Raw genomic sequence first — 24,093 nt, 5'->3', positions numbered from 1 at the left:
GATTAATATTTTACCTTTGTATTTATGATGAAATATTTTTGGTGTATACTTGTAGCGGTTTTTGCACTGATCAGTTGTAAAAGTGACGATGATTCTTTGCAGAGGATTGATCAGTTATTGAATATCTATATCAGGAACAGTGCTGGTCAGGATTTGCTGAACAGTGAGAAAACAGGATCTTTTACAGGGTATTCTGTGAATGATATTTTTGGAACTAAAGATATTGCTCCGATAAATATTTCATTGAAAATGACTACAGATTCATTGTTTTATATGGAATATCTGGCAGGAGCCAAAAGAAGGAGACTGGATTCCATCAGCCCGGATAATCCCGGAACAGGAACCTCCTATTATTCCCGAATGAAGATTACGTATACAAAAAGCACAAATGCAAGCGATAATGTGATTGATACTTTGGAAATTCAGTATCGCAATACCCCAACGGTATTCCAGGTTTCAAAAGTTCTGTATAACAGAGTTCCGGTATTTTCAAAAGAGGCCAATGCACCAACTTCGATAAATACTGTCACGGTCACAAAATAATTTTTAAATTTGTACAACAGTTAGCTGATTATAGGCTAATATCTAATATTTAACATCTAAATAAAATGTTACAAGTCAATTTTTTGCGCGACAACAAAGAACGCGTTTTAGAAGGTCTTAAGAAAAGACAATTCAAAAATCTTGAGTTGGTAGACGAGGCTATCGCTGCCGATGACGAAAGAAAAAGAATCCAGTTTGAACTAGATTCCCAGCTTTCCGAAATCAACAAAATTTCGAAAGAAATCGGTCTTTTGATGAAAGAAGGAAAAAAAGAAGAAGCGGAATCTGCAAAGTCTAAAACAGCACAATACAAAGAGTCGAGCTCAGAATTGAAATCCCAGTTAGAAAGTAAAGAAAACGACTTACTGAATATTCTGTATCAGCTTCCCAATATTCCAAACGAATTGGTAAAGAGTGGTGCTTCTGCTGATGATAACGAAATTATTTTTCAGTCTCATCCGGTAGAGGGTCTTGGTGAAGGAGCTATTCCTCATTGGGAACTGGCAAAAAAATACAACCTTATCGACTTTGAGTTAGGAGTAAAAATTGCCGGAGCCGGTTTTCCTGTTTATTTAGGTAAAGGAGCAAGATTACAGAGAGCTTTGGTTCAGTATTTCTTAGATAAAAATGTGGAAAAAGGATACACAGAAGTGAATCCTCCTCACGTTGTGAATGAAGCCTCTGGTTTTGGAACCGGACAGCTTCCGGATAAAGAAGGACAGATGTATTATATCAATGAAGATAAATTATATTTGATCCCTACGGCAGAAGTTCCTGTAACGAACCTTTACCGCGATGTATTACTTGATGAGAAAGATCTTCCGATTAAGAATACGGCATTCTCTCAGTGTTACAGAAGGGAAGCGGGAAGCTACGGAGCTCATGTAAGAGGTCTGAACCGTCTTCACCAGTTTGAAAAAGTAGAAATCGTAAGAATTGAAAAACCTGAAAATTCTTATGCTGTTTTGGAAGAAATGGTAGAGCATATCAAAGAAATTCTTACCGATCTTGAACTTCCGTTCAGAGTTTTAAGGCTTTGCGGTGGTGATACAGGTTTTGCATCTGCCATGACTTATGACTTTGAAGTTTGGAGTGCCGCTCAGGAAATGTGGTTGGAAGTAAGCTCTGTTTCGAATTTTGAAACATTCCAGGCTAACAGACTGAAATGCCGTTATAAAGGTGATGGGAAATCTCAGCTGGTTCACACCCTGAACGGATCTGCAATGGCTTTACCTAGAATTATGGCTGCATTGCTGGAGAATAACCAGACACCGGAAGGAATTAAGCTTCCTAAGAAGGTTGCGGAATATGCAAGATTTGATTTGATCAACTAAATTAATCTATTTTTAGTAATAATAAAAAGACCACCATAATCCGGTGGTCTTTGTTTTATTCAGTAACGATGATAATCTTCTTATCAGCGTTTTTGAGTTTTGTATCATTATCGTAAATAGCTTTCAGATCATATTCTATTCTTATGGAATGATCATCAATCTGTGTTACCCAGTCATGTTTACCTGAAATTGATTGTATTTTATTTTCAAACTTTAAGGTAGTACCGATCTTTTTGAAAAACATTACCATCATACCTGCCACTTTCTCAGCTTCTTCCTTTGAGCTTTTGGTTTTGATAGCTTCTTCAATATTTTTAAGATTAAAATTATCTGTATTAATTGTTAAAGTCTTTCCGTCCCAATTATTGTAAATATTCTGATCCAGAGGAATTTTTTCAGTTTTCGTGAAGTTTTTCAAAGCCTGATAGTCTTCCGGAGTAAAATGCTCTATTTTGAAAGAAAATCCAGCCAGCTTTTGATCTTCCTTTGTTGATTTCATGAAGACCTTTTTCATAATCCGAATCGAATCCGGATTTTCGGTTTTCAATTTTCCTTCCTGTTTGGCAAGATCATACATACTTGTCCAGGCAGTCGGAAGCTTATCCATTTCCCCGAATTCTTTCTGCTTTAAGGAATCCGGTGTCATTGCCATCATTTCCGACATAAATTCTTTTGTATCGATATCGGTGACAGAAGTGGAAGCAGCATCTTTGTGATAAACAATTTCAGAATTCACACTGCAGGACTGCAATGTGAAAAGGCCTATCAGAAATAAGACAATAATTTTCTTCATGGTTGATTTAAAATACGGATTAATGACAGTTAACAGCTCCATTTGGATCTTTCATAATCGTCATAGCTTCTGCTTTCGGAGAAACATATGGAATTCCCAGCTCAAGACCTCTCAGAATGAATAATCCTCCCAGAATAATCATGATTACCGGAACTGCTTTTAAAACTTTTACTCTGAAGGCCTGATTCATGAGATTTCCGGCCAGAACAATAGCGAACATGAACGGAAGGGTTCCCAGCCCAAATAAAGCCATATATAAAGCTCCCTGCCATATTCCTCCGCCTGCAAGACTGGCTGTAAGTGCCATATACACCATTCCGCATGGTAAAAAGCCATTTAATAGACCTGTTGTAAATCTCGAACGGTAATCCGCTTTCTGAAGTAATTTTCCTAAATTCATTTTTACACTGTACAGAAACTTGGATAGGAAAGGAATTTTTGAAGCAAAATCTTTTCCACCAAATGAAAATACAGCCATAATGATCAGAAGAACCCCGGCAGTAATGGTAAGATATTTCTGGAAGCCTGCCATTTCAAATCCCTGCCCGATAATCCCCAGAAGAGCACCTAATAATGAGTAGGTGAAAATTCTTCCGAATTGGTAGGTAAGGTTTTGAAGATAGAAATTGGCAGCCTGTTTTTTGGTTAATCCCATCGATAAAGCAATAGGTCCGCACATTCCGATACAGTGAAAACCGGAAGCAAATCCTAAAGCAATAGCCGATACAATAAGTCCTATTTCCATATCACGTCATAATCCATTCGGTAGTCTGTTTTATCTTTTGTCCAGCTTAATCTTAACGTATAGTTTCCTACTTTCAATACCTGCGCAGGAATGGTGAAAGACTGGCTGGCATCAAGCTGTACAGATTTTTTAATGTCTAAATTCTGGTCGTCGGTTCTGTTTAAAACAAATTTTACCGTAGTATTTGAATTATTATATTCTTTTGGAAAAGTGATTGTAATGCCTTTGGTATTCTGGCTGTATACAGGTTTTTCCTGCAGGTCATCTGCTTTTTTCTTAGCATCAATCACATCCTGATACTTCAATTCTTCTTCGTAATAATTATCGGTTACCATTTCAGAATTCTTCTGTCCGTTCGGGAAAAGAAACATCATGGATAATATAAAAACTATAAATGCTAATAATGCAATTACAACACCGTGTCCCCAACTAAAGTTCTTCATTCTTTTCTAATTAAAATTGCAGTTTAAAAGGTCCTTCAAAATAAGTCTGGTATGAATCAATCAGTTTACCTTTCATATCGTAAACACCAATTGTTATATTCTGTTTAGAGAGTTTCATATCATTTTCAGGGAAGCTGATATTGATGGTTCCCTTGGAAATTTTATCTCTGTCTACCTGAATCTTACTTGATGCACTATATGTAATTTCACCATGTGCCGGATCTATCACTTTGATGGTAACGATTTTTTTCTCGTTCGTTTTATTAAGGAAGGTATAATTATAAGTATTGGTAATTTTACCGTCTCTCACAAAGAATGTACTTCCCGCAGGTTTAATGAATTTAGCCTCCATCTCACCACGGCTGTAAAGAAGATATCCTAAGAATCCTACAAGAAGGAACAGGAATATAGAGAACCCTTTCATTCTTCCTGTAAACTTAAATTGAGTTTCTTTTTCAATCTCGTTTTCAGAAGCATAACGGATCAGTCCTTTCGGAAGGCCAACTTTTTCCATTACTTCATCGCAGGCATCAATACATGCTGTACAGTTGATACATTCCAGCTGTTGCCCGTCTCTGATGTCAATTCCGGTAGGACATACCACAACACACTGGTGGCAGTCGATACAATCACCTTTTCCTGCAGCTTTACGATCTTCGCCCTTTCTCCATTTTGCTCTGTTTTCTCCTCTTTTGAAGTCATAGAAAACATTGATGGTATCTTTATCGATCAATACACCCTGAAGTCTTCCGTAAGGACAAACCAATGTACAAACCTGCTCTCTGAACCACGCAAATACAAAGTAAAATGCTGCGGTAAGAAGTATCATTACAATAAAATTGGTAGGATGTGCAAATGGCCCTTCCCCAACTATTTTAAATACTTCTTCATATCCTACGATATACATAAACATAAAGTGGGTAATAATGAGTGAAATGATGACATAAATAGTCCATTTCAAACTTCTTTTCCAGATCTTCTCACTGTTCCACTCCTGTCTGTCCAGCTTCATCTGCTTATTTCGGTCTCCTTCAATCAGGTATTCGATTTTACGGAATATCGATTCCATAAAAATTGTCTGAGGGCAGATCCACCCGCAGAAAATTCTTCCGAACGCAATCGTAAAAACAATAATAAAGATCAAAGAGGCAATAGCACCTAAAGTAAGGATAAAAAAGTCCTGTGGATAGAAAGGCTGTCCAAAAATGAAAAACTCTCTGTCTATTACATTAAACATCAGCAATGGGTTACCATTGATTTTGATAAACGGTAATGTAAAATAAATAATTAATAGTAAATAACTTACAATATTTCTATAGTTGGTGTACTTTCCTTTAGGTTTTCTTGGAAAGACCCATTTTCTTTTTCCGGATTGCTCCATTGTCCCTATAGAATCTCTGTAAGTCTCAGGGTCCAGAACCTGTCCCTGTCCGCCGCGTACTTCTATATCTTCTATGTCTGACATATATAATAGGTTTTAAAAAAGAAAAAACATAATTCGTTACTATTTTAATCTAATAACAAATTATGTTTTTTTCATATGTTTCTAATTTTTTAAATTATTCTTTTTCCCAATGCGCTTCAGTTCCTTGAGGAGCTGCTCCTCCCTGAGCCGGAGTCACTGGTGGTTGTTCCTGGTTGATGTGATATACATAAGCTGCAATCTTCTCAATCTCTGCACCTGAAACTTCTCCGTTTTTACCGAATGCTCTCATGGCAGGGTTAGTAGGAGAACCATTCCAGTCCATATGGAACACGTTTTTGAATAACGTTTTCTCAGGCTGGTTGATCCAATAGTTATCAGTAAGGTTAGGTCCGATACCTCCACTACCGTCTTCTTTGTGACAAGATGCACAGTTTGTTTTGAATAATTCTTTACCTTCTGCAATGTTATCAGCTGAATACTTAGCTGTTTCAATCGTTACAGGAGGCTGAGATTTCTGATATTCTTCAATACTTGCCAACTGCTCTTTATATTCTTTTTCATATTCGCTTAACGGGTGAGCGAAGTCTGTGAAAGAGTAAGCTGCAATATATACAATACAAAAAGCGGTCCCAAAATAGAATAAACCTACCCACCATTTCGGTAATTGGTTATCCAGCTCCATGATTCCGTCGAAACCGTGGTCGATAAGGATATCCTTTTCTTCAGAAGCAGATTGCTTTTTGAATGCACTTTGGTACAATCTTTTGAAATAAGGAACTTTCTTTTCAGCTAAATAAGCTGCCTTTTCTTCAGGAGATAATTTCTTGAATTTGTTGTTTTCGATAAGGTCTCCGATAGCTCCATGAATGTAAGCCAGGATACCAGCGATCACAACAGTTCCCCAGAAGTAAGGTGAAGAAAGGAACGCGTAGCTCTGTACAAATAAATAATAAAAAACTATTAAAAGTCCGATTATTATTAAGATGTTTATAACAACAGGTGTTCTTTGTTTCATAAAAAATAGTTTAATTTTTTAAATTAAAATCGTCATCTTCATCATCCCCAAGAGGTGCCTCTTCTTCTTCTTTGTAATATTTTTTAGGTCTGCTAAAAACATAGATTACTAAAGCTATGAAGAACAGCATAAAGAAAATCAGAGCCAGTGTCTGGTAGAAGCCAGCATTTTCAGTATTGGATAATATATCTTTAAAGTTCTGAGGAATCATAGTATGAACTTTTTAATGTTTTTTAGTTATTACTTGCTGTTTTGATTTCAGTTGTTTTGATATCTGTACCTAATCTCTGAAGATAAGAAATAAGAGCTACAATTTCTTTTTTCTCTAGTTCTCCCTGAGGTCTCTTAGCATAAGCCTGCTTAAGGTCATTAGCTTCAGAGAAGATATCTTTCACAATTTTTGCCGATTGGTTGTTAGCCCATTTGTCTGCAGAATCGATTTCAGCCTTAGTATAAGGTACATCAAACACATTCTTCATCAGTTTCATTTTGTCCACCATCTTGGTTCTGTCTAAGTCAGTAGCAATTAACCAAGGGTAACGTGGCATGATAGAACCAGCAGAAGTAGATCTTGGGTTATACATGTGTTTGTAGTGCCAAGAACTTGGGTTTTTACCACCTTCTCTATGCAAATCCGGTCCTGTTCTCTTGGAACCCCATAGGAATGGTCTGTCGTATACGAATTCTCCAGCTTTGGAGTATTGTCCGTTTTTACCGTTGAATCTTGTAATCTCATCTCTGAACGGTCTGATCATCTGAGAGTGACAAGCGTTACATCCTTCACGGATATAAATATCTCTACCTTCAAGTTCCAGCGGTGAATAAGGCTTCACTGCAGAAATCGTAGGTACACTTTTCTTAAGAGATAGTGTAGGGATAATTTCAATTGAACTACCGATAGATATCGTGATGAAAGATAAGATACCTAATAATAATGGAGTTCTTTCCAGCCAAAGGTGAGTACCTTCTCCTTCTTTTCTGTTTTTACTGATGTTTGCCAACGCAGGAGCTTCAGCAGGAACTTCTTTCTGGAATGATCCTTTTCTTACTGTAGCGATTACGTTTATAATCATCAGGATAGATCCTGAGATATAGAATAGACCTCCTACGAATCTCATTTTGAAGTAAGGAATAATTGCAGTTACCGTATCCAGCCAGTTTTTCCATAATAATGTTCCGTCCGGGTTGAATTGCTTCCACATTAATCCTTGTGTAAATCCTGAAATATACATTGGAACTGCATAGAAAATGATTCCTAAAGTACCTAACCAGAAATGCCAGTTAGCTAATTTTACAGACCAAAGTTTTGTTCTCCACATGATTGGTACCAGGTAATAGATAACCCCGAATGCCATGAAACCATTCCATCCAAGAGCTCCTAAGTGTACGTGACCGATAACCCAGTCTGTAAAGTGACCAATTTTGTTGATGTTTTTAGTTGCCAAAAGCGGTCCTTCAAACGTTGCCATACCATAACAGGTAACAGCTACTACGAAGAACTTAAGGATAGGATTTTCTCTTACTTTATCCCAAGCTCCTCTCAGCGTAAGAAGACCATTTAACATACCTCCCCATGATGGTGCAATAAGCATGATAGAGAAACCTGTTCCTACCGCCTGAGCCCAAGCCGGAAGAGCTGTATACTGAAGGTGGTGAGGACCAGCCCAGATATATACGAAAATTAATGACCAGAAGTGAATAATAGACAGTTTATAAGAGAATACCGGTCTGTCTGCAGCCTTCGGAAGGAAGTAATACATTAAACCAAGAACCGGAGTTGTCAATACGAATGCAACCGCATTGTGTCCATACCACCACTGTACAATAGCATCTTTTACCCCTGCATATGCTGAATAAGATTTCCAGCCTGTGAAAGATAAAGGTACTTCAAGGTTGTTGAAGATGTGAAGCATTGCTACTGCAATCCAGGTACCGATGTAGAACCAGATGGCTACGTAAAGGTGTCTCACTCTTCTCTTTGAAATAGTCAGGAACATATTGATACCAAAAATGATCCATGAGAATGCGATCAATATGTCGATCGGCCACTCGTGTTCAGCATATTCCTTAGAGGTATTGATCCCCATAAAGAAGGTAATGAACGTAGCAACGATCATAAACTGCCAGGTCCAGAAATGTAGCCAAGACAAGGTGTCACTGTACATTCTTGTTTTTAATAATCTTTGCAATGAGTAATAAATACCCGTGTAAACGATGTTACAAACGAATGCAAAGATTACGGTATTGGTGTGCAGCATTCTGATTCTACCAAAACCAAATGCACCATGAGTGTTTATTAACCCTTCAATATTACCCGATGCCAAACTTTTAATGGTTGTGTCATCTGTCCCGAAAAAGAATTCAGGTAATTCAGGGTAGAAAAGCATTAATGCCGCCGTAAGCCCGAACGTAAATCCGATGAGACCGAAAACTAAGGTCGCATAAAGGAACGCACGGACAATACTATTGTCATAACTAAACTTCTGTGTTTCCATATCAACTATTCACTATTTTTCTCAATTTTTATTATTTTCTCCTATTTCTTTTTCGTCTTTATTTTTGTTGCCGGTTTCATCTTTTTCTTCAACTTTTTCGTCATCAAAAAGGATTCTGACAGCCGGAGATTCATCATCTTCAAACTGTCCTTTTCGGGCATACACTATAAATACGACCAAGAAAATCGCAGCCAAAGAAACACTGCAGAGGATCATTAAATATAGAATATCCATTGGACAACAAAATTAACCTATTTTCGGGGTTCAAATTTAGTGAAAAATAATGACATTCATCACGAAATGCCGATTTCAGCTAATTTAAAATCAGTCTAAATAAGGGCTTTTACGCCTGTTTTTTGAAATATTTACGACCTAAAATCCAGGTTGAAACTGTAGTAAAGGTAACCACTGTAATCGAACTGATTGGCATAATGATTGCTGCGAAGAGCGGATGCATATGCCCTGTAACAGCGTAACTTAAACCAACAATATTGTATAAAAAACTGATTATAAATGTCATTTTCACAATCGTGATGGAACCCTTGCAAACGTTCAGATAATTGTCAAGAGTAACTACTTTATCTCCGTTCATAATGACATCGGAAGATGGGGTAAAACTGTTCGTATCATCAGCAATGGCGATTCCTACATTACTTTGTTTTAAGGCTCCTGCATCATTAAGCCCGTCTCCAAGCATTGCCACTTTTAAGTGCTGATCCTGAAGGGCTTTGATGTAGTTCAGTTTGTCTTCCGGGCTTTGATTAAAGGCCATTCCTTTGTAATTCGGAATAAGCTCTTTAAGCTGGTTTTCTTCTGAGGAGTTGTCTCCGCTCAGGATAAATATTTTGTAGTGGGTAAGTTTTGTGAAAAGTTCTTTCAGTCTTGGACGATATTCGTTTTTAAAGATGAATTTACCCAGGTATTCACCATTTTTACTGATATAAACGGCTGTTTCGAGGTTTTTAGGTTCCTGGTTATTATAACGTGCTGAACCAATTTTATAAAGATTTCCTCTTACACTGGCTTCGTACCCTTTTCCTGAAATTTCAACAAACTTCTCTACAGGGAAATATTCATCGTTCACCTCTATGAATTCGTACAATGATTTTGAAAGCGGGTGGTTGGAATTTTTTAATAAAGTTTTGATATTCAAAGAGTCAAATTCGCTGATCTCAGATCCTTCGTATTTGATGTTTGATTTCTTTCTGTGTGTAATGGTTCCTGTTTTGTCAAAAACAATCGTATCAAGTTTCGCGATTTTTTCAATCGTTAAAGTATCTTTTACATAAAACTTATTTCGGCCTAAAATCCTCATAATGTGACCGAAAGTGAACGGCGCAGACAGTGCAAGTGCGCAAGGGCATGCAATGATCAGAATGGCAGAAATAACCTGAAACATTTTCTCCAAATCAATAAATGCCCAATAGATTCCAGCAGCCAGAGCAATACCTAAAATGATGAATGTGAAATATTTACTGATGCTGTTTGTCAATGTATCCAGCCCGGTTTCATGTTTTTTGAAAGCTTCTTTATTCCAAAGCTGAGTAAGGTAACTCTGGTCTACATCTTTAATAACTTCCAGCTCCAGAGATGACCCGATCTGCTTACCTCCGGCAAAGATTTTATCGCCCGGCTGTTTACTGATGCTTTCACTTTCTCCGGTAATAAAGCTGTTGTCGATATTTCCTTCTCCGTTAATAAGAATCGCATCTACCGGAATGATTTCCTGATTTCTAACTAAAATTCTGTCTCCTACTTTTACTGCGGAAAGAAGGATATTTTCCTGTTTTCCCTCAAAGTCTACCTTCGTTACGGCAATTGGGTAGAACGATTTATAGTCTCGGTCATAAGAAAGAGCACTGTACGTTCTTTTCTGAAAAATTTTCCCCATCAGCATGAAGAAAAGAAGACCGCAAAGGGTATCAAAATATCCCGGACCGTAATCCGTCACCACTTCATAAATACTTCTCCCGAAAAGAACAAAAATTCCCAGTACAATAGGAACATCTATGTTGACGATTTTATTTTTTAATCCGTACCATGCAGATTTGTAATAGTCTGATGCTGAATAGAATACTACGGGGCATGCTAATAAGAACATCAGTGTTCTGAAAAGCCCCTTGTAATGTTCCATCCAGTAATCTTCTCCTCCTACGTATTCGGGAAAGGCGAGAAACATCCCGTTTCCGAAGGCAAAACCTGCAATAGCAAATTTTACCAGCAAAGATTTATCAAGGTGGTCTACGTTTTTTTCAGCAGTTTCAAGACTGATAACAGGTTTGTATCCCAGATTGGTTAAGAAATTAGCAAGTTCGCTCAATTTCAGATCATTATGGTTGAATGAAATCTGCAAAGTCTTCCTTGTGAAGTTAACCTGAGAATATTTGATATGCTTATTTAACGTATGCAGACTTTCCAGTAGCCAGATGCATGAAGAACAGTGTATTACAGGGATTTTAAAGGTAACAAGGCTGGTGCTTCCTTCAGAAAAATCAGTCACTTTTTCGAAGATTTCCGGCGTGTCCAGGTAATCAAATTGAGTAGAATTTTCATCATTCGGACGAATTCCCGCTCCCTTATTAAGCTCATAGAAATTGCTTAAATTATTTAAATTCAGAATTTCGTAAACGGACTTACATCCATTACAACAGAAAGTCTTTTCGTCAAATAAAATTCTCTCTTTTTCTATACCTTGACCACAATGAAAACAGTTCTCGCTCACCCCATAAAATATTGAACTACAAAATTATAACAAATTTTTTTGTTTATCGCGTTAAAAAGTTCTATTTTTGTGATAAATATCATATAAAATGCCGCAGGAACAACAGATAGCAATTGAAGAGAGGTTCGCCAGAGTTTTTAATGATAAATCATTTAAAGAAAGACTTTCTAGCGCAGATTTTGAAAAATATATTAATGGCAAAAAGAAACTGAGTTTTCAGAAACATGAAACTATTTTCGAGGATGGGGAAACTCCAAAAGGAGTGTTTGTCCTGGAAAAAGGTGCTGCCAAACTTTCAAAGTCAGGAGCTTTCGGGAAAGATCAGATTTTAAGATTTATCAAAGAAGGGGATATCATCGGCTATCGTTCTTTGCTTTGCGGGGAAAACTTCCAGGCCAAAGCAGAAGCAATGACGGATATTGAATGTGTTTTCTTACCTGCAGATATTTTCATGTATCTTCTGGAAGTAGATCCACAGTTGTCCTTCGTAATGCTTCAGAAAATTTCTTATGAATTAGGAGAATCTTCCAACACCATTACTTTCCTTGCACAGAAAACAGTAAGAGAAAGACTGGCAGAAATTCTGCTGCTTCTGGAACAGAAACTGGGCGTAGATCCTGAAGGTTTCATCAAGATCTCATTAACGAGAGAAGAAATTGCTAATATTATCGGTACTGCTACAGAAAGTGCCATCCGTCTGATCTCAGAATTCAAACAGGATAGTCTGATTGAAGTGGACGGAAGAAATATCAAGATCTTAAATCACGACAAACTCATGAAACTCGGTCACGTAGTTTTATAAATCATACAAAAACTTAAGTCGGCTCAAGGCCGACTTTTTAACTTTTAAAAATAGATAAATTATGTCTGTTCACTCTGAAATTAAAAAAGTTACGACTGAAACCTTGCGTAAAATGAAATTCGACAAGGAGAAAATAACAATGCTTACAGCCTATGATTTTACCACTGCCAAGATGGTAGATGCTGGTGGAGTAGATGCTATTTTAATTGGAGACTCTGCAGCGAATGTAATGGCTGGTTTTGAAACTACATTGCCTATTACGCTGGATCAAATGATCTATCATGCTCAAAGTGTGGTAAGAGGAACCGACAGAGCTTTGGTGGTAGCGGATTTACCTTTCGGAACTTATCAGAGTAATCCTGAAAAAGCATTGGAATCTGCGGTAAGAATGATGAAAGAAGGTGGAGCGCATGCTGTGAAAATTGAAGGTGGAAAAGAAATCTCCAAGTCAATCAAAAAAATTATCAATGCCGGAATTCCGGTAATGGGACATTTGGGATTAACACCACAGTCTATCTATAAATTTGGAACGTATAAAGTAAGAGCTAAAGAAGAAGCAGAAGCTGAAAAACTGATTGCTGATGCTCAGCTTCTGGAAGAGCTTGGCTGTTTTTCTATTGTGTTGGAAAAAATTCCTGCTGATTTAGCTAAGAAAGTAACTGAAAGCATCTCTATTCCAACCATTGGAATCGGTGCAGGTGCAGATTGCGACGGACAGGTTTTGGTGTATCATGATATGGTGGGAATGAACAAAGGTTTCAGCCCGAAATTCTTAAGAAGATATCTCGACCTTTACACAGAAATTACAGGAGCCGTTTCTCAATACGTGAAAGATGTGAAAAATGTAGAGTTTCCAAACGAAAACGAAAGCTATTAATCCATGCAGAACCAACAATCTATTCAGGGAATATTATCTATCGCAGCTTTGATTTGTCTGGCTGTGGGATGGTTTAATTTATTTTCCCCGGAAATTAATCATTTGCTTTCAAGAAAAGTATTTTATGTTTTGATCGGAGCGAGCTTCTTTATTCAGGCTCCGTTACTTACGAATAAGAATTTTGTTTATGCGATGTATGCTGCAGCGGCTATCTGTGTATTCGGAGCATTTATTCCGGAAGGCTCAAAACTTTCAGCTGTTAAAACGGTAGGCCTTCTGGCAGGGATTATCCTGTCATTATCCAACAGAAGAAGATAGACTGAAGAAGTATGAAGGAGCAGATTATATATGAAGACAACCATCTTCTGGTGATTAATAAAAAGGTCGGTCAGCTTGTACAGGGCGATAAGACCGGCGATGAATCACTATTAGAATCCATCAAGAACTTTATAAAAATAAGAGATGCTAAGCCGGGAAATGTTTTTCTCGGCTTGGTTCATCGTATAGACCGTCCCACATCAGGGCTGGTGATCTATGCAAAAACTTCCAAAGCACTTTCCCGTTTGACACAGATGGTGAAAAACCGTGAAGTCAAAAAAACATATTGGGCAGTTGTTGGAAAAGAAATGATTCCGCAAAGCCAGAGACTGGTGCATTATTTAAAGAAAAACGAAAAAAATAATAAAGCCATTGTTTTTTCAAAAGCTACGGAAGGAGCCAAAGAAGCTATTCTTACCTATCATGTGATCAAAACATTAGACAATTATTTGTTGTTGGAAATTGATCTTGAAACCGGAAGACATCATCAGATCAGAGCTCAGTTATCCAAAACAGGAGTTCCGATTAAAGGTGATCTGAAATATGGAGCACCACGTTCCAACCCTGACGGAGGAATCAATCTTCACGCCCGAAAGCTGGAGTTTATTCACCCTGTTACCAAAGAAAACATTGAAATTATAGCTCCGGTACCTCAAAATGATGCGATCTGGAGAGCATGTGAGGAATAACTAAAGATTTTTAGTTAATCAAAGGAAAACATAAACGTCCGTCTCAATTTTGAGATGGACTTTTTCTTTAATATCATTTCAGATTTTGCCCATTCTAAAAAAATGTCTAACTTCGTTCCCAACTTTAGGGGTGTCTGTTACCAACAGACTGAGACTTTACCCTTTGAACCTGATCTGGATCATACCAGCGTAGGGAAAAGTAGATGACTTTTGCTGTACATTCTATTGTACAATAATGGCCATTCCTAAAGTATATTTAATTTATTAGGAATGGAACTTATAATCAACCACACCCGAAAAACATTTGATGTACTTCCTGCAAACCTGGAAGCATTACTGGCTATTGAGTTACCCGGAAAGAAAAAAGGTATTGCTGTAGCGCTCAACAACCGAATTATTCCGCTGTCAGTCTGGGCGGAAACCATCCTCAACAATAACGATTCAGTGTTAATCATTACCGCCACTCAGGGCGGTTAATTCTCATATTTAATACCAATACTTATGGCTCACTCCATTACATGTTCGCCATTTCCGAACTCAAAGAAAATCTATGTTGAAGGAAAATTACACCCTATCAATGTAGCCATGCGTGAAATACAGCTTAGCCCCACAAAATTGACCAATGGCGGCTTTGAACATAATGCTCCGGTAACCATTTATGACACTTCGGGGCCTTATACCGATGAAAATGCAGTTATTGATATTCAGAAAGGGCTTCCAAGAATCAGAGAACAATGGATTCTGGATAGAAATGATGTGAATATCTTAGACGGAATTACATCTGAATACGGCAAAGCCCGTTTAGCCGATCCTCGTCTGGATGAACTAAGGTTTTCCTATGATCATAAACCCAAAGTGGCAAAGGATGGCAAAGAACTGACCCAGCTTTATTATGCCAAACAGGGAATCATTACCCCGGAAATGGAGTATGTTGCCATCAGAGAAAATCAAAGAATAGAGCAGCTTGAATCCGTATCAAAAGAAATGGCATTTCAGCATGCCGGACACAGCTTTGGAGCCAATACTCCGAAAGGTAAGATCACCCCGGAATTTGTAAGAGACGAAATTGCTGCCGGAAGAGCTATTATTCCCAATAACATCAACCACCCCGAAAGCGAACCTATGATTATCGGGAGAAATTTCCTGGTAAAGATCAATGCGAATATCGGAAACAGTGCCGTTTCATCCAGTATTGAAGAAGAAGTAGAAAAAGCAGTCTGGGCCTGCCGATGGGGAGCTGATACCATTATGGACCTTTCCACCGGTAAAAATATTCACGAAACAAGAGAATGGATCATCAGAAACAGTCCGGTTCCGATTGGTACCGTTCCAATCTATCAGGCATTGGAAAAAGTAAAAGGTGTTCCTGAAGATCTTACATGGGAAATCTTCAGAGATACGCTGATTGAACAGGCTGAACAGGGAGTTTCCTATTTTACCATCCACGCAGGCGTTTTGCTAAGATATATTCATCTGACAGCCAACAGAGTAACCGGAATTGTATCCAGAGGAGGATCGATTATGGCAAAATGGTGCTTATTTCATCATAAAGAAAGTTTTCTGTATACCCATTTTGAGGAGATCTGTGAAATCATGAAGAAGTACGACGTGGCTTTCTCTCTGGGAGACGGTCTTCGTCCGGGATCTATTGCAGATGCCAATGATGCAGCGCAGTTTGCAGAACTGGAAACTTTAGGTGAACTCACTAAAATTGCCTGGAAACATAATGTACAGGTAATGATTGAAGGTCCCGGGCACGTACCAATGCATATGATCAAAGAAAATATGGATAAACAGCTGAAGGAATGCCATGAAGCTCCATTTTATACCTTAGGCCCCTTAACCACGGATATTGCACCGGGTTATGATCATATTACTTCAGGGATCGGGGCTGCGATGATCGGATGGTTTGGCTGTGCCATGCTTTGCTATGTAACTCCAAAAGAACATTTGGGGCTTCCGAATAAGGATGATGTCAAAGTTGGAGTAATAACCTATAAACTGGCAGCGCATGCGGCAGATTTGGCAAAAGGTCATCCGGGCGCACAATACAGAGATAATGCATTAAGTAAGGCAAGGTTTGAATTCAGATGGGAAGATCAGTTCAATCTGTCATTAGACCCGGAAACAGCAAGAGCATATCATGATGAAACCCTTCCGGCAGAAGGAGCAAAAATTGCCCATTTCTGTTCAATGTGCGGACCAAAATTCTGCTCGATGAAAATTACCCAGGAGATCCGTGAATCTGCAGAAAAAGGGATGCTGGATAAATCACAGGAATTCATCGAAAAAGGAAAAGAAATTTATATATGATCCTCGTTATCACTCCTGAATTGATTGTTCCGAACGAAACTGATCTTATTAATCAGATGTTTCAGGAAGGTCTTGACCTGCTTCACATCCGTAAACCATGGATCAGTCGTAATGAAATGATTGATTTCCTCACTCAGATTGATGAAACCTTTCATTCACAGCTGGTTTTGCATACGTATTATGATCTTGGGAAGGAATTTACGATTTCAAGGTTTCATTTCAGGGAAATTGATCGGCAGGAAGAAATGGATAAGTCTTTTGTGAAAGAAAATACCCTTTCAACTTCGGTACATGATATCACAACCTATAATACTTTGGATAAAGAATGGGAATATGCTTTCATAAGCCCGTTCTTTCCAAGTATATCGAAAAAAGGATACGGACTGGATTCTACCATAAAGGAAGAAATAAAACACCGGAATAATCCGGATGTCAAATTGATTGCCCTTGGAGGAATTGATCAGGATAATATTCCCGAAGTTTTCGAATCAAATGTAGATGGAGCAGCCCTATTGGGTGCGATCTGGGAAAGTGAAGAACCCTTAAAAGTATTCAAAAAATGCAGGAACGTCCTTATGTCATAAGCATCGCAGGCTTCGATCCCAGTGGCGGAGCAGGTTTATTATCAGATACTAAAACTTTTGAGCAATCGAAAGTGATAGGACTTGGAGTATGTACAGCATTAACATTGCAAACTGCTTCGAAATGCCTGAGTTTAGAATGGCGTCCCATAGATGAAGTAACTGAAGCTATTCTGGTGTTGATGGAAAATTATTTCGTTTCAGCCGTGAAAATTGGAATAGTGAAGGGTGCCGAATTTCTGGGTAAAATTGTGGAAAGAGTTCAAAAAGGAAATCCTGAAGTGAAAATCGTTTGGGATCCTGTTCTGAAAAGCACTTCGAACTTTAATTTTTTTGATCTTGAAACTCTTCCTCAATTAAAAAAAATTGTTCATAAACTCAGTTTGATTACACCTAATTATAACGAATACACAGTTTTAAAGGAAAATAATCTTCTGCCGGACACTCATCAATGCGCATTGCTGATCAAAGGAGGACATAGAGAAGATCATTTGGGAACAGATATTTTAGTTGAAAACGGAAAAGAGATTCTTTTAGCTCCAGCCGAAAGGAATACAACCTATTTTCCAAAGCATGGTTCCGGCTGTGTTTTATCCTCTGCCATTACAGCAGAACTTGCGAAGGGGAAAAATATGGAAACGGCCTGTCGGAATGGGAAATTATACATCGAAAAATTTTTAAAAAGCAATTCCTCTTTATTGGGAACGCATTCATAGAAACATGGAAAAATTACAATACATATCACAGGGAAATACAATACAGGAACAGGAAAAGCATATCCGTAACGCTTTGGATAATGGAATCAAATGGGTACAGGTTCGATGGAAAAATGCACCTGAAAACGAATTAATCAGTCTTTGTGAAATTTCAAAACAACTTTGCTCTGCATATCAGTCGGTTTGTATCATCAATGACCATGTACAGATCGCTAAAGAAATAGATGCTGACGGAGTACATTTAGGATTGGATGACTGTTCTGTCGATGAAGCAAGACTGATTCTGGGAGAAAACAAAATTATTGGCGGAACAGCCAATACCCTTTCGGATGTCATTCAGAGAATCAATGAATCCTGCGACTATATCGGTTTGGGACCATTGAGATTTACCACCACGAAAGAAAAGTTAAGTCCTGTCCTTGGATTTGAAGGATATCGGGATATCATTGATGGGTTAAAGGATAAATCAATAAAGATCCCTAAAATATTTGCCATCGGGAGCGTTAATCCTGAAGATATTTTACCGCTACAGGAAATCGGAATTTACGGTGTTGCCGTTTCTGGGCTTATTACAAAGCAGCCTGAGATTATAAATGAACTAAAAAAAGTAATGATATGAATCATCAGAAATTAGAAATAGCAGGAAGAACTTTTGAATCCAGACTGTTTTTAGGAACAGGAAAATTCGGAAGTATGAGAGATATGGTACAATCTGTCATGGCATCTGAAACCAATATGGTAACAATGGCCTTAAAGAGAATTGATGCACAATCCAATGAAGATGATCTGCTTGACTCATTAAAAGGAACGAATGTTCATCTTCTGCCTAATACCTCCGGAGCCAGAACCGCAAAAGAAGCTGTGCTTGCAGCACAATTAGCCAGAGAAGCCCTGGAAACGAACTGGGTAAAACTGGAAATTCATCCGGATCCGAAATATTTACTGCCGGATCCCATTGAAACCTTATATGCCACTGAAGAATTAGCCAAACTTGGATTTGTGGTAATGCCTTACATTCATGCTGATCCTGTTTTGTGCAAACGTCTTGAAGACGCCGGAACAGCTGTCGTAATGCCTTTGGGTGCCCCTATTGGAACGAATAAAGGACTAAAAACACAGGATTTTCTTGAAATAATCATCAGCCAGAGCAACGTCCCTGTAGTGGTAGATGCAGGAATCGGGGCGCCGTCAGATGCCGCAAAAGCAATGGAAATGGGAGCAGATGCCGTTTTGGTGAATACTGCCATTGCTGTAGCCAGAAATCCTTTGAATATGGCTGTTGCTTTCAAAGAAGGTGTGATTGCCGGAAGAAGAGCTTTTGAATCAGGGTTGGGAGCCATTTCCAGCCATGCTGAAGCATCAAGTCCGCTGACTTCATTTTTATTTGAATAATCAGGATTATGAAAAGCTTTAAAGATGTTTTTGAAAACTATCAGTGGGATGAGATAAAGAATAAGCTTGAAAACGTCAGTCTGGCCGATGTAAGATACAGTCTTCAGAAGAAAAACAAAACGATTGATGATTTCCTTAATCTTCTGTCACCAGCCGCTTCTCGGGAACTCGAAATGATGGCAGTGATGACGAAGACACTTACCCAGAAACGTTTCGGAAAAACCATTCAGTTGTATGCACCGCTGTATCTCAGCAATGAATGCCAGAATATCTGTACCTACTGCGGATTCAGTCTTGATAACAATCTGAAAAGGAAGACCCTTTCTGATACGGAGCTGATGATTGAAGCATCAGTCCTGAAATCAATGGGAGTGAATCATGTATTACTGGTAAGCGGTGAAGCCAATAAAATAGTGGGTGTACCTTATTTTCAGAATGCTGTCCGTAAGTTAAAGCCACATTTTTCCAATATTTCCATTGAAGTTCAGCCTTTAATGGAAGATGAATACAAACTGCTTCATGATGAAGGGGTACATTCCGTATTGGTCTATCAGGAAACCTATCATCAGGATGTTTACAGGGAGTACCATCCGAAAGGTAAAAAATCAAATTTCCATTTTCGTCTGGAAACTCCCGACAGGATAGGAAGAGCAGGAATTCATAAGATCGGGTTGGGAGTCCTGCTTGGGCTTGAAGATTGGAGAGTAGACAGCTTTTTCAATGCCTTACACATCGATTATCTTCAAAAACAGTACTGGAAAAGTAAATTTTCTGTTTCCTTTCCAAGACTCAGACCTGCCGAAGGAATTATTGAACCCAATTTTATCATGGAAGATAAAGATCTTCTTCAGCTGATCTGTGCTTACAGAATCTGGAATGAAGACCTTGAGATTTCCATATCTACCAGAGAAAATGAAGTCTTCAGAAATAATATTGTCTCTCTGGGAGCAACTGCTATGAGTGCAGGTTCAAAAACAAATCCTGGTGGTTACGCCGTGGATAAAGAATCTTTAGAACAGTTTGAAACCAGCGACGAACGAAGTATGGAAGAGATTAAAACAATGATCAAAAAAGCAGGCTATGATCCTGTAATGAAAGACTGGGACTCTGTTTACAGTGGATTTTAAAATTTTAAAACCAAAGGATTTTGAAGAGATGAAGTTGAATTAAGAAAAATCTAAGATTTTTAAGACAGCTGTTTCAAGCGAAGCTCAACTTAACTATTCTTAAAAGCTTAAAGAATCTTAATGGTTCAATGATAACTATGAAAGAAGATTATTTTTCACGGTACAGCCGGCAGATATTTATTGATGAGATTGGATTGGAAGGACAAAAGAAAATAAGGTCATCCAAAGTTCTCGTCATAGGGGCAGGAGGTTTGGGAAGTCCAATTATACAATATCTGGCCGCGGCAGGAGTAGGAACTTTAGGTGTTGCAGATTTTGATGAGGTTGAACTTCATAATCTGAACCGGCAGATCATTCATACAGAAAACAGTGTGGGATTATCCAAAGTGAAAAGTGCTGAAATCTTTGTAAAAGAAATCAATCATCAGGTTACATTCATAGGAATTGAAGGAAAAATTAATAATGATAATGCTGAGGAAATCCTTGCTCAATATGATATTATTATTGATGGTTCAGACAATTTTTCAACAAGATACCTGGTAAATGATACCTGCATAAAACTTAATAAAACTCTGGTTTACGGAAGTATCTTAGGATTTTCAGGCCAAGTTGCTGTGTTTAATCATAACGGAAGTAAAAACTTAAGAGATATTTTCCCGGAACCGCCTTTCGATGAGGATGTACCGGATTGTGACAGTCTTGGCGTTTTGGGAGCTCTTCCCGGAATGATAGGCAGTATGATGGCACTTCAGGTATTAAAAATCATAACAGATCTTCCGGTAAGTTTAAATCAGCTGACATTGGTAGACACGCTGAACTGGAGATTTCAGACGGTAGATTTCTGATGTAAATGTAAACACTAATGTCACTACTATTTTCAAAAATAACACGATTTTATTAGTAATACATATCAATAGGAACGGGCTTTAGCCCGTTTTACTTTTATAAAACCATCCATTGGCTTTAGCTAAAACTTACCTTCAAGAAAATAGGAGGTAATTATTTACCGCCTATTTTTATTTTATTACAAAGAAGGATTATTGTGCCTGCTGCATTACACCTCCGGTATCTTCTTTTTTGGTCTGATTTAAAATATTCGGATCTTCTTTCGCCAATTTATTTCTCGTCGGAATTTTATAGTTGATGGAAAGTCCGAAATTTCTTGTGTCGTATTTGCTGTAGATCATCACCGGATTTCCTGATGGCGGATTAGAACGTACCTGCATCACCTGTCCATTGAAAATATCGTTTGCAAAAACAGAAAGTGTCAGACGGTTGTTCATAAACTTCTTCGTCAATGTAATATCAAACGAGTTGTTGAACGGCTTCTCTGCAGTAAAGTAGAAATATCCTGCCTTTGGAGTCAGATAGCTGTAATTGGCTGTCAGTTTGATGTCTTTAGGCAAAATAATCTGCGTCATGATATTGAAGATCCAGAACCCTTTATTGTTCAGATTATCAATTTCATGCTTCTGATATCCTGCATATAAATACATGAAGTTAATTTTATCCGGATTGAAATTAAATTTCATGATTTCACTCAAAGGCTTACTGAAAATCATAAAAGGAACCGGTAATCCCACATTGAAATTGTGAATTTTCATATTGGAAATATTCACCTGCTCATTGAAGAGTTTTCTTCCGTCTTTTCGGATGATCTGCGCTACCTGATTGCTTGCTGAGCTTACGCTATACCCGATAAACGCATAATCAAAAGCTGATATTTTCAATTCATAATTATCAAAAATAGTAGGCTGTAGATTCGGGTTACCATTTACTTCTGTACTAGGTCCCGAGAATGTTACGTTATTCGGGTTCAGGGCAGAAATACTAGGCAGACTGATTTTCCTGTTGTAATTTGCGGCAATATAAACCTGATTCATCATGTTATACTGTACACTTGCGTTAGGGAAAAATTTAAATTTATTGAAGGGAATTAAATTAGCCTCTACCAGTTTTGCATCTTTATCAAAATATCTTGTTACCCCGGAAATATCATAATTTTCAGCACGGGATCCCAACGTGAAATCAAACTTTTTCAGTTTAGCCTGAAACTCTAAATACGTTGAAGCAGTCTGTCTCTGATATTCCAGATTGGTCAGGCCAAAACTTTCTGTATCATAATCCTGCCTTTCATATAATCCTCCAAAACTTACTTTCCCACCATCAAGAAGCTTGATCGGCTGTGCGTAATCTACTTTGAAGTTGGCAATATTCATCACAGATTTATTATTCAGAATATCTTTTAATCCATTGGTAGGGCTATCAAGAGGCTCATTGGGAAAAGTTACAAACGTCCCATCCTGAAAGTAATTATCCTGAGAAAATTTGCTGTCTGATCTTGTATACCCAAACTGGAAATCCAGTTTTTGAGATTTGTCAGCAAAACGCTTCTGATAGGTTACAACTGCTTCCTGTCTTAAATTATTGGTATGGGCAACGTCAGAAGAAGTATAAAAAGCTTCTTTTAAATCTTTCGGGTTTCTCTTGAACGGTAAATCTCCATGCCCGTCACTTAAAGTGTAGTTGTCATTATTATTGTGATAAATATCGTAGTTCAATAATAACCTGTCCTGTCCCAGATCAAAAGTTAATCCGGATTTTGCAAAATATCCGCGTGCGTATCTATCGGTATGGCTTGTTAGAAGCTCATCCTGCTGGCCATTCAGCATACTTTCACGGTAATTCTGCCCCACATTCAGCTGCCATCCGAAATATTTATTTCTTGCATTTAAATTAACGGAATTCGTAGTTCTGCTTCTGTATTGGTCATAATTTGTGAAAGAATAATTTCCTGAATAAGTAGCGGTTAAATATTTATTTGCATTTTTGTTGGTAATGATATTCATGATGGCACCTCCGGAAGTTGCCGGAAACTCAGCACCTGGTTGCGTGATCACTTCAATTCTTTCTACGGAATTGGCCGGCATCCCTTCAAGGAAGGAGTTCAATTCATTGGAAGTGATGTTCAGAGGTCTTCCGTTAAGATATACTTCCAGCATTTTTCCCTGATACATCATCCCGGCAATATCGGTAGATACAAGTCCCGGAAGTTTTTTTATTCCTTCCAGAACATTTCCGTTATTCAGCTGAGGCTGCTCAGAAAAGTCAAAAATAGTACGGTCTGCTTTTTGTTCAACGGCTTTTTTAGTTTTGGTAATGACTACGCCTTCAATTTGCTTTTCCTGAGGTTTATTATTTTTTTCCTGAGAAAAAATAAGAACAGAGCTTAATAAGGATAAAGCGAAAATTGTTTTTTTCATAATGTTTTTACTGTTATCCGGTTAGACGCTGAAAAAGATAATTTGTTACGCTAAAATGTTGAAAATCGAAAATTTAGGCTAAATTTTTTTTATTTCGGAAATAATTATATCTTTGCCGGGTAATTATCAAGAATCTCTAGATGGGATAGCAACCTGCAAAAACAAGCAAGGTGCTACAATCGATAAGCCGGATCTTCCGGAAAAAATGTTTATCATTTCTATCATTACTCCCATCTTGAATTTTTGTTTTAAAAGTTAAAATCAAATGTTTAAAGACAAGGGAAATCACATTCCATCAGTAATTTTTTATTCTTCAGATCATGAAGTGAGCCTTCATTACTCTGATATGTTCTCATGCCATTTCTACATGCGCATGTGTTGTTGTTTCTAGCCTTTTCTATTTCTAAAAAATAATACAAACATTTCGAATTCTATGGTAACCTTACAATTTAGGGCTACAGGATCTGTATTGCTTAAAAAACAAATTTCATCAACAAAA

24 protein-coding genes and 2 riboswitches are annotated in these 24,093 nt (G+C 37.9%); of the genes, 14 read left to right on the top strand and 10 right to left on the bottom strand.

Annotation, left to right across the window (positions count from 1 at the left end):
- Window positions 1-24: 24 nt before the first annotated feature.
- On the top strand, window positions 25-543 hold the full coding sequence (locus tag FFS26_RS08250) for a hypothetical protein (protein WP_137904790.1): 519 nt from the start codon (window positions 25-27) through the stop codon (window positions 541-543).
- Window positions 544-608: 65 nt separating this feature from the next.
- Window positions 609-1,877 carry a serine--tRNA ligase gene (serS, locus tag FFS26_RS08245; protein WP_137904789.1) on the top strand — a complete coding sequence of 423 codons (1,269 nt, stop codon included), beginning with the start codon at window positions 609-611 and terminating at the stop codon, window positions 1,875-1,877.
- Between the two features lie 55 nt (window positions 1,878-1,932).
- On the opposite strand, the gene FFS26_RS08240 is transcribed toward serS, so the two are convergent.
- The 9 genes from FFS26_RS08240 to FFS26_RS08200 all read right to left on the bottom strand — a co-directional run bounded on the left by FFS26_RS08240 (window position 1,933) and on the right by FFS26_RS08200 (window position 11,516).
- Entirely contained in the window at window positions 1,933-2,670 is a 738-nt protein-coding gene (locus FFS26_RS08240; protein WP_137904788.1) for a hypothetical protein, read from the bottom strand.
- Window positions 2,671-2,689: 19 nt separating this feature from the next.
- Window positions 2,690-3,415 (bottom strand): sulfite exporter TauE/SafE family protein, encoded by a 726-nt coding sequence (locus FFS26_RS08235; RefSeq protein WP_110009909.1) that lies wholly within the window; start codon window positions 3,413-3,415, stop codon window positions 2,690-2,692.
- Window positions 3,406-3,858 (bottom strand): FixH family protein, encoded by a 453-nt coding sequence (locus FFS26_RS08230; RefSeq protein WP_110009908.1) that lies wholly within the window; start codon window positions 3,856-3,858, stop codon window positions 3,406-3,408. Before FFS26_RS08230 ends, FFS26_RS08235 begins: the two co-directional genes overlap by 10 nt.
- 10 nt (window positions 3,859-3,868) lie before the next feature.
- Window positions 3,869-5,323: a cytochrome c oxidase accessory protein CcoG gene (ccoG, locus tag FFS26_RS08225; protein WP_110009907.1), complete on the bottom strand. Its 1,455-nt coding sequence runs from the start codon at window positions 5,321-5,323 to the stop codon at window positions 3,869-3,871.
- A gap of 94 nt (window positions 5,324-5,417) precedes the next feature.
- Complete coding sequence (locus FFS26_RS08220) at window positions 5,418-6,299, bottom strand: cbb3-type cytochrome c oxidase N-terminal domain-containing protein (protein ID WP_062676011.1); 882 nt, start codon at window positions 6,297-6,299, stop codon at window positions 5,418-5,420.
- Between the two features lie 10 nt (window positions 6,300-6,309).
- Window positions 6,310-6,510 carry a cbb3-type cytochrome oxidase subunit 3 gene (locus FFS26_RS08215; RefSeq protein WP_002983870.1) on the bottom strand — a complete coding sequence of 67 codons (201 nt, stop codon included), beginning with the start codon at window positions 6,508-6,510 and terminating at the stop codon, window positions 6,310-6,312.
- Window positions 6,511-6,532: 22 nt separating this feature from the next.
- Window positions 6,533-8,794, bottom strand: coding sequence for a cytochrome-c oxidase, cbb3-type subunit I (ccoN, locus tag FFS26_RS08210; protein WP_137904787.1), 2,262 nt, complete (start codon window positions 8,792-8,794; stop codon window positions 6,533-6,535).
- 21 nt (window positions 8,795-8,815) lie between these two features.
- Entirely contained in the window at window positions 8,816-9,028 is a 213-nt protein-coding gene (gene ccoS, locus FFS26_RS08205) for a cbb3-type cytochrome oxidase assembly protein CcoS (RefSeq protein WP_110009904.1), read from the bottom strand.
- Window positions 9,029-9,137: 109 nt separating this feature from the next.
- On the bottom strand, window positions 9,138-11,516 hold the full coding sequence (locus FFS26_RS08200) for a heavy metal translocating P-type ATPase (protein ID WP_137904786.1): 2,379 nt from the start codon (window positions 11,514-11,516) through the stop codon (window positions 9,138-9,140).
- 88 nt (window positions 11,517-11,604) lie between these two features.
- Here FFS26_RS08200 and FFS26_RS08195 point away from each other — a divergent pair, with 88 nt between their 5' ends.
- The 12 genes from FFS26_RS08195 (at window position 11,605) to FFS26_RS08140 (ending at window position 21,176) form a co-directional block, all read left to right on the top strand.
- The gene (locus FFS26_RS08195) at window positions 11,605-12,318 is read left to right on the top strand and encodes a Crp/Fnr family transcriptional regulator (RefSeq protein ID WP_047424695.1); all 714 of its coding nucleotides are present in this window, start codon (window positions 11,605-11,607) and stop codon (window positions 12,316-12,318) included.
- 61 nt (window positions 12,319-12,379) lie between these two features.
- The gene (gene panB, locus FFS26_RS08190; RefSeq protein WP_110009902.1) at window positions 12,380-13,195 is read left to right on the top strand and encodes a 3-methyl-2-oxobutanoate hydroxymethyltransferase; all 816 of its coding nucleotides are present in this window, start codon (window positions 12,380-12,382) and stop codon (window positions 13,193-13,195) included.
- A 3-nt stretch (window positions 13,196-13,198) separates the two neighbouring features.
- A complete protein-coding gene (locus tag FFS26_RS08185; protein WP_047377337.1) occupies window positions 13,199-13,513 on the top strand; it encodes a hypothetical protein in 315 nt (104 codons plus the stop codon).
- Between the two features lie 11 nt (window positions 13,514-13,524).
- Entirely contained in the window at window positions 13,525-14,202 is a 678-nt protein-coding gene (locus FFS26_RS08180; protein ID WP_137904785.1) for an RluA family pseudouridine synthase, read from the top strand.
- Between the two features lie 116 nt (window positions 14,203-14,318).
- Window positions 14,319-14,415: riboswitch (TPP riboswitch) on the top strand.
- 57 nt (window positions 14,416-14,472) lie between these two features.
- Window positions 14,473-14,679: a sulfur carrier protein ThiS gene (thiS, locus tag FFS26_RS08175; protein WP_047377339.1), complete on the top strand. Its 207-nt coding sequence runs from the start codon at window positions 14,473-14,475 to the stop codon at window positions 14,677-14,679.
- A gap of 24 nt (window positions 14,680-14,703) precedes the next feature.
- Window positions 14,704-16,515, top strand: a complete 1,812-nt coding sequence (thiC, locus tag FFS26_RS08170; protein ID WP_110009900.1) for a phosphomethylpyrimidine synthase ThiC — start codon at window positions 14,704-14,706, stop codon at window positions 16,513-16,515.
- On the top strand, window positions 16,512-17,099 hold the full coding sequence (locus tag FFS26_RS08165) for a thiamine phosphate synthase (RefSeq protein ID WP_110009899.1): 588 nt from the start codon (window positions 16,512-16,514) through the stop codon (window positions 17,097-17,099). The genes thiC and FFS26_RS08165 overlap by 4 nt, the downstream gene beginning before the upstream one ends.
- On the top strand, window positions 17,075-17,812 hold the full coding sequence (locus FFS26_RS08160; RefSeq protein WP_110009898.1) for a hydroxymethylpyrimidine/phosphomethylpyrimidine kinase: 738 nt from the start codon (window positions 17,075-17,077) through the stop codon (window positions 17,810-17,812). The genes FFS26_RS08165 and FFS26_RS08160 overlap by 25 nt, the downstream gene beginning before the upstream one ends.
- A 4-nt stretch (window positions 17,813-17,816) precedes the next feature.
- Window positions 17,817-18,431, top strand: a complete 615-nt coding sequence (locus tag FFS26_RS08155; RefSeq protein WP_137904784.1) for a thiamine phosphate synthase — start codon at window positions 17,817-17,819, stop codon at window positions 18,429-18,431.
- Window positions 18,428-19,204, top strand: coding sequence for a thiazole synthase (locus FFS26_RS08150; RefSeq protein WP_110009896.1), 777 nt, complete (start codon window positions 18,428-18,430; stop codon window positions 19,202-19,204). Before FFS26_RS08155 ends, FFS26_RS08150 begins: the two co-directional genes overlap by 4 nt.
- Window positions 19,205-19,212: 8 nt before the next feature.
- Window positions 19,213-20,331 (top strand): 2-iminoacetate synthase ThiH, encoded by a 1,119-nt coding sequence (gene thiH, locus FFS26_RS08145; protein WP_137904783.1) that lies wholly within the window; start codon window positions 19,213-19,215, stop codon window positions 20,329-20,331.
- 137 nt (window positions 20,332-20,468) lie between these two features.
- Window positions 20,469-21,176, top strand: coding sequence for a HesA/MoeB/ThiF family protein (locus FFS26_RS08140; RefSeq protein ID WP_137904782.1), 708 nt, complete (start codon window positions 20,469-20,471; stop codon window positions 21,174-21,176).
- Window positions 21,177-21,368: 192 nt separating this feature from the next.
- On the opposite strand, the gene FFS26_RS08135 is transcribed toward FFS26_RS08140, so the two are convergent.
- Entirely contained in the window at window positions 21,369-23,594 is a 2,226-nt protein-coding gene (locus tag FFS26_RS08135; protein ID WP_137904781.1) for a TonB-dependent receptor domain-containing protein, read from the bottom strand.
- A gap of 118 nt (window positions 23,595-23,712) precedes the next feature.
- Window positions 23,713-23,810, top strand: a riboswitch (SAM-I-IV-variant riboswitch).
- The last annotated feature ends 283 nt before the right edge of the window (window positions 23,811-24,093 follow it).

Origin of the sequence: Chryseobacterium sp. 2VB, assembly GCF_005503635.1 — a bacterium.
In the GTDB taxonomy this organism is placed as follows: domain Bacteria; phylum Bacteroidota; class Bacteroidia; order Flavobacteriales; family Weeksellaceae; genus Chryseobacterium; species Chryseobacterium cupriresistens.
The sequence above is the reverse complement of the archived record's forward strand: the minus strand, read 5'-3'. Positions and strand labels throughout refer to the sequence as shown.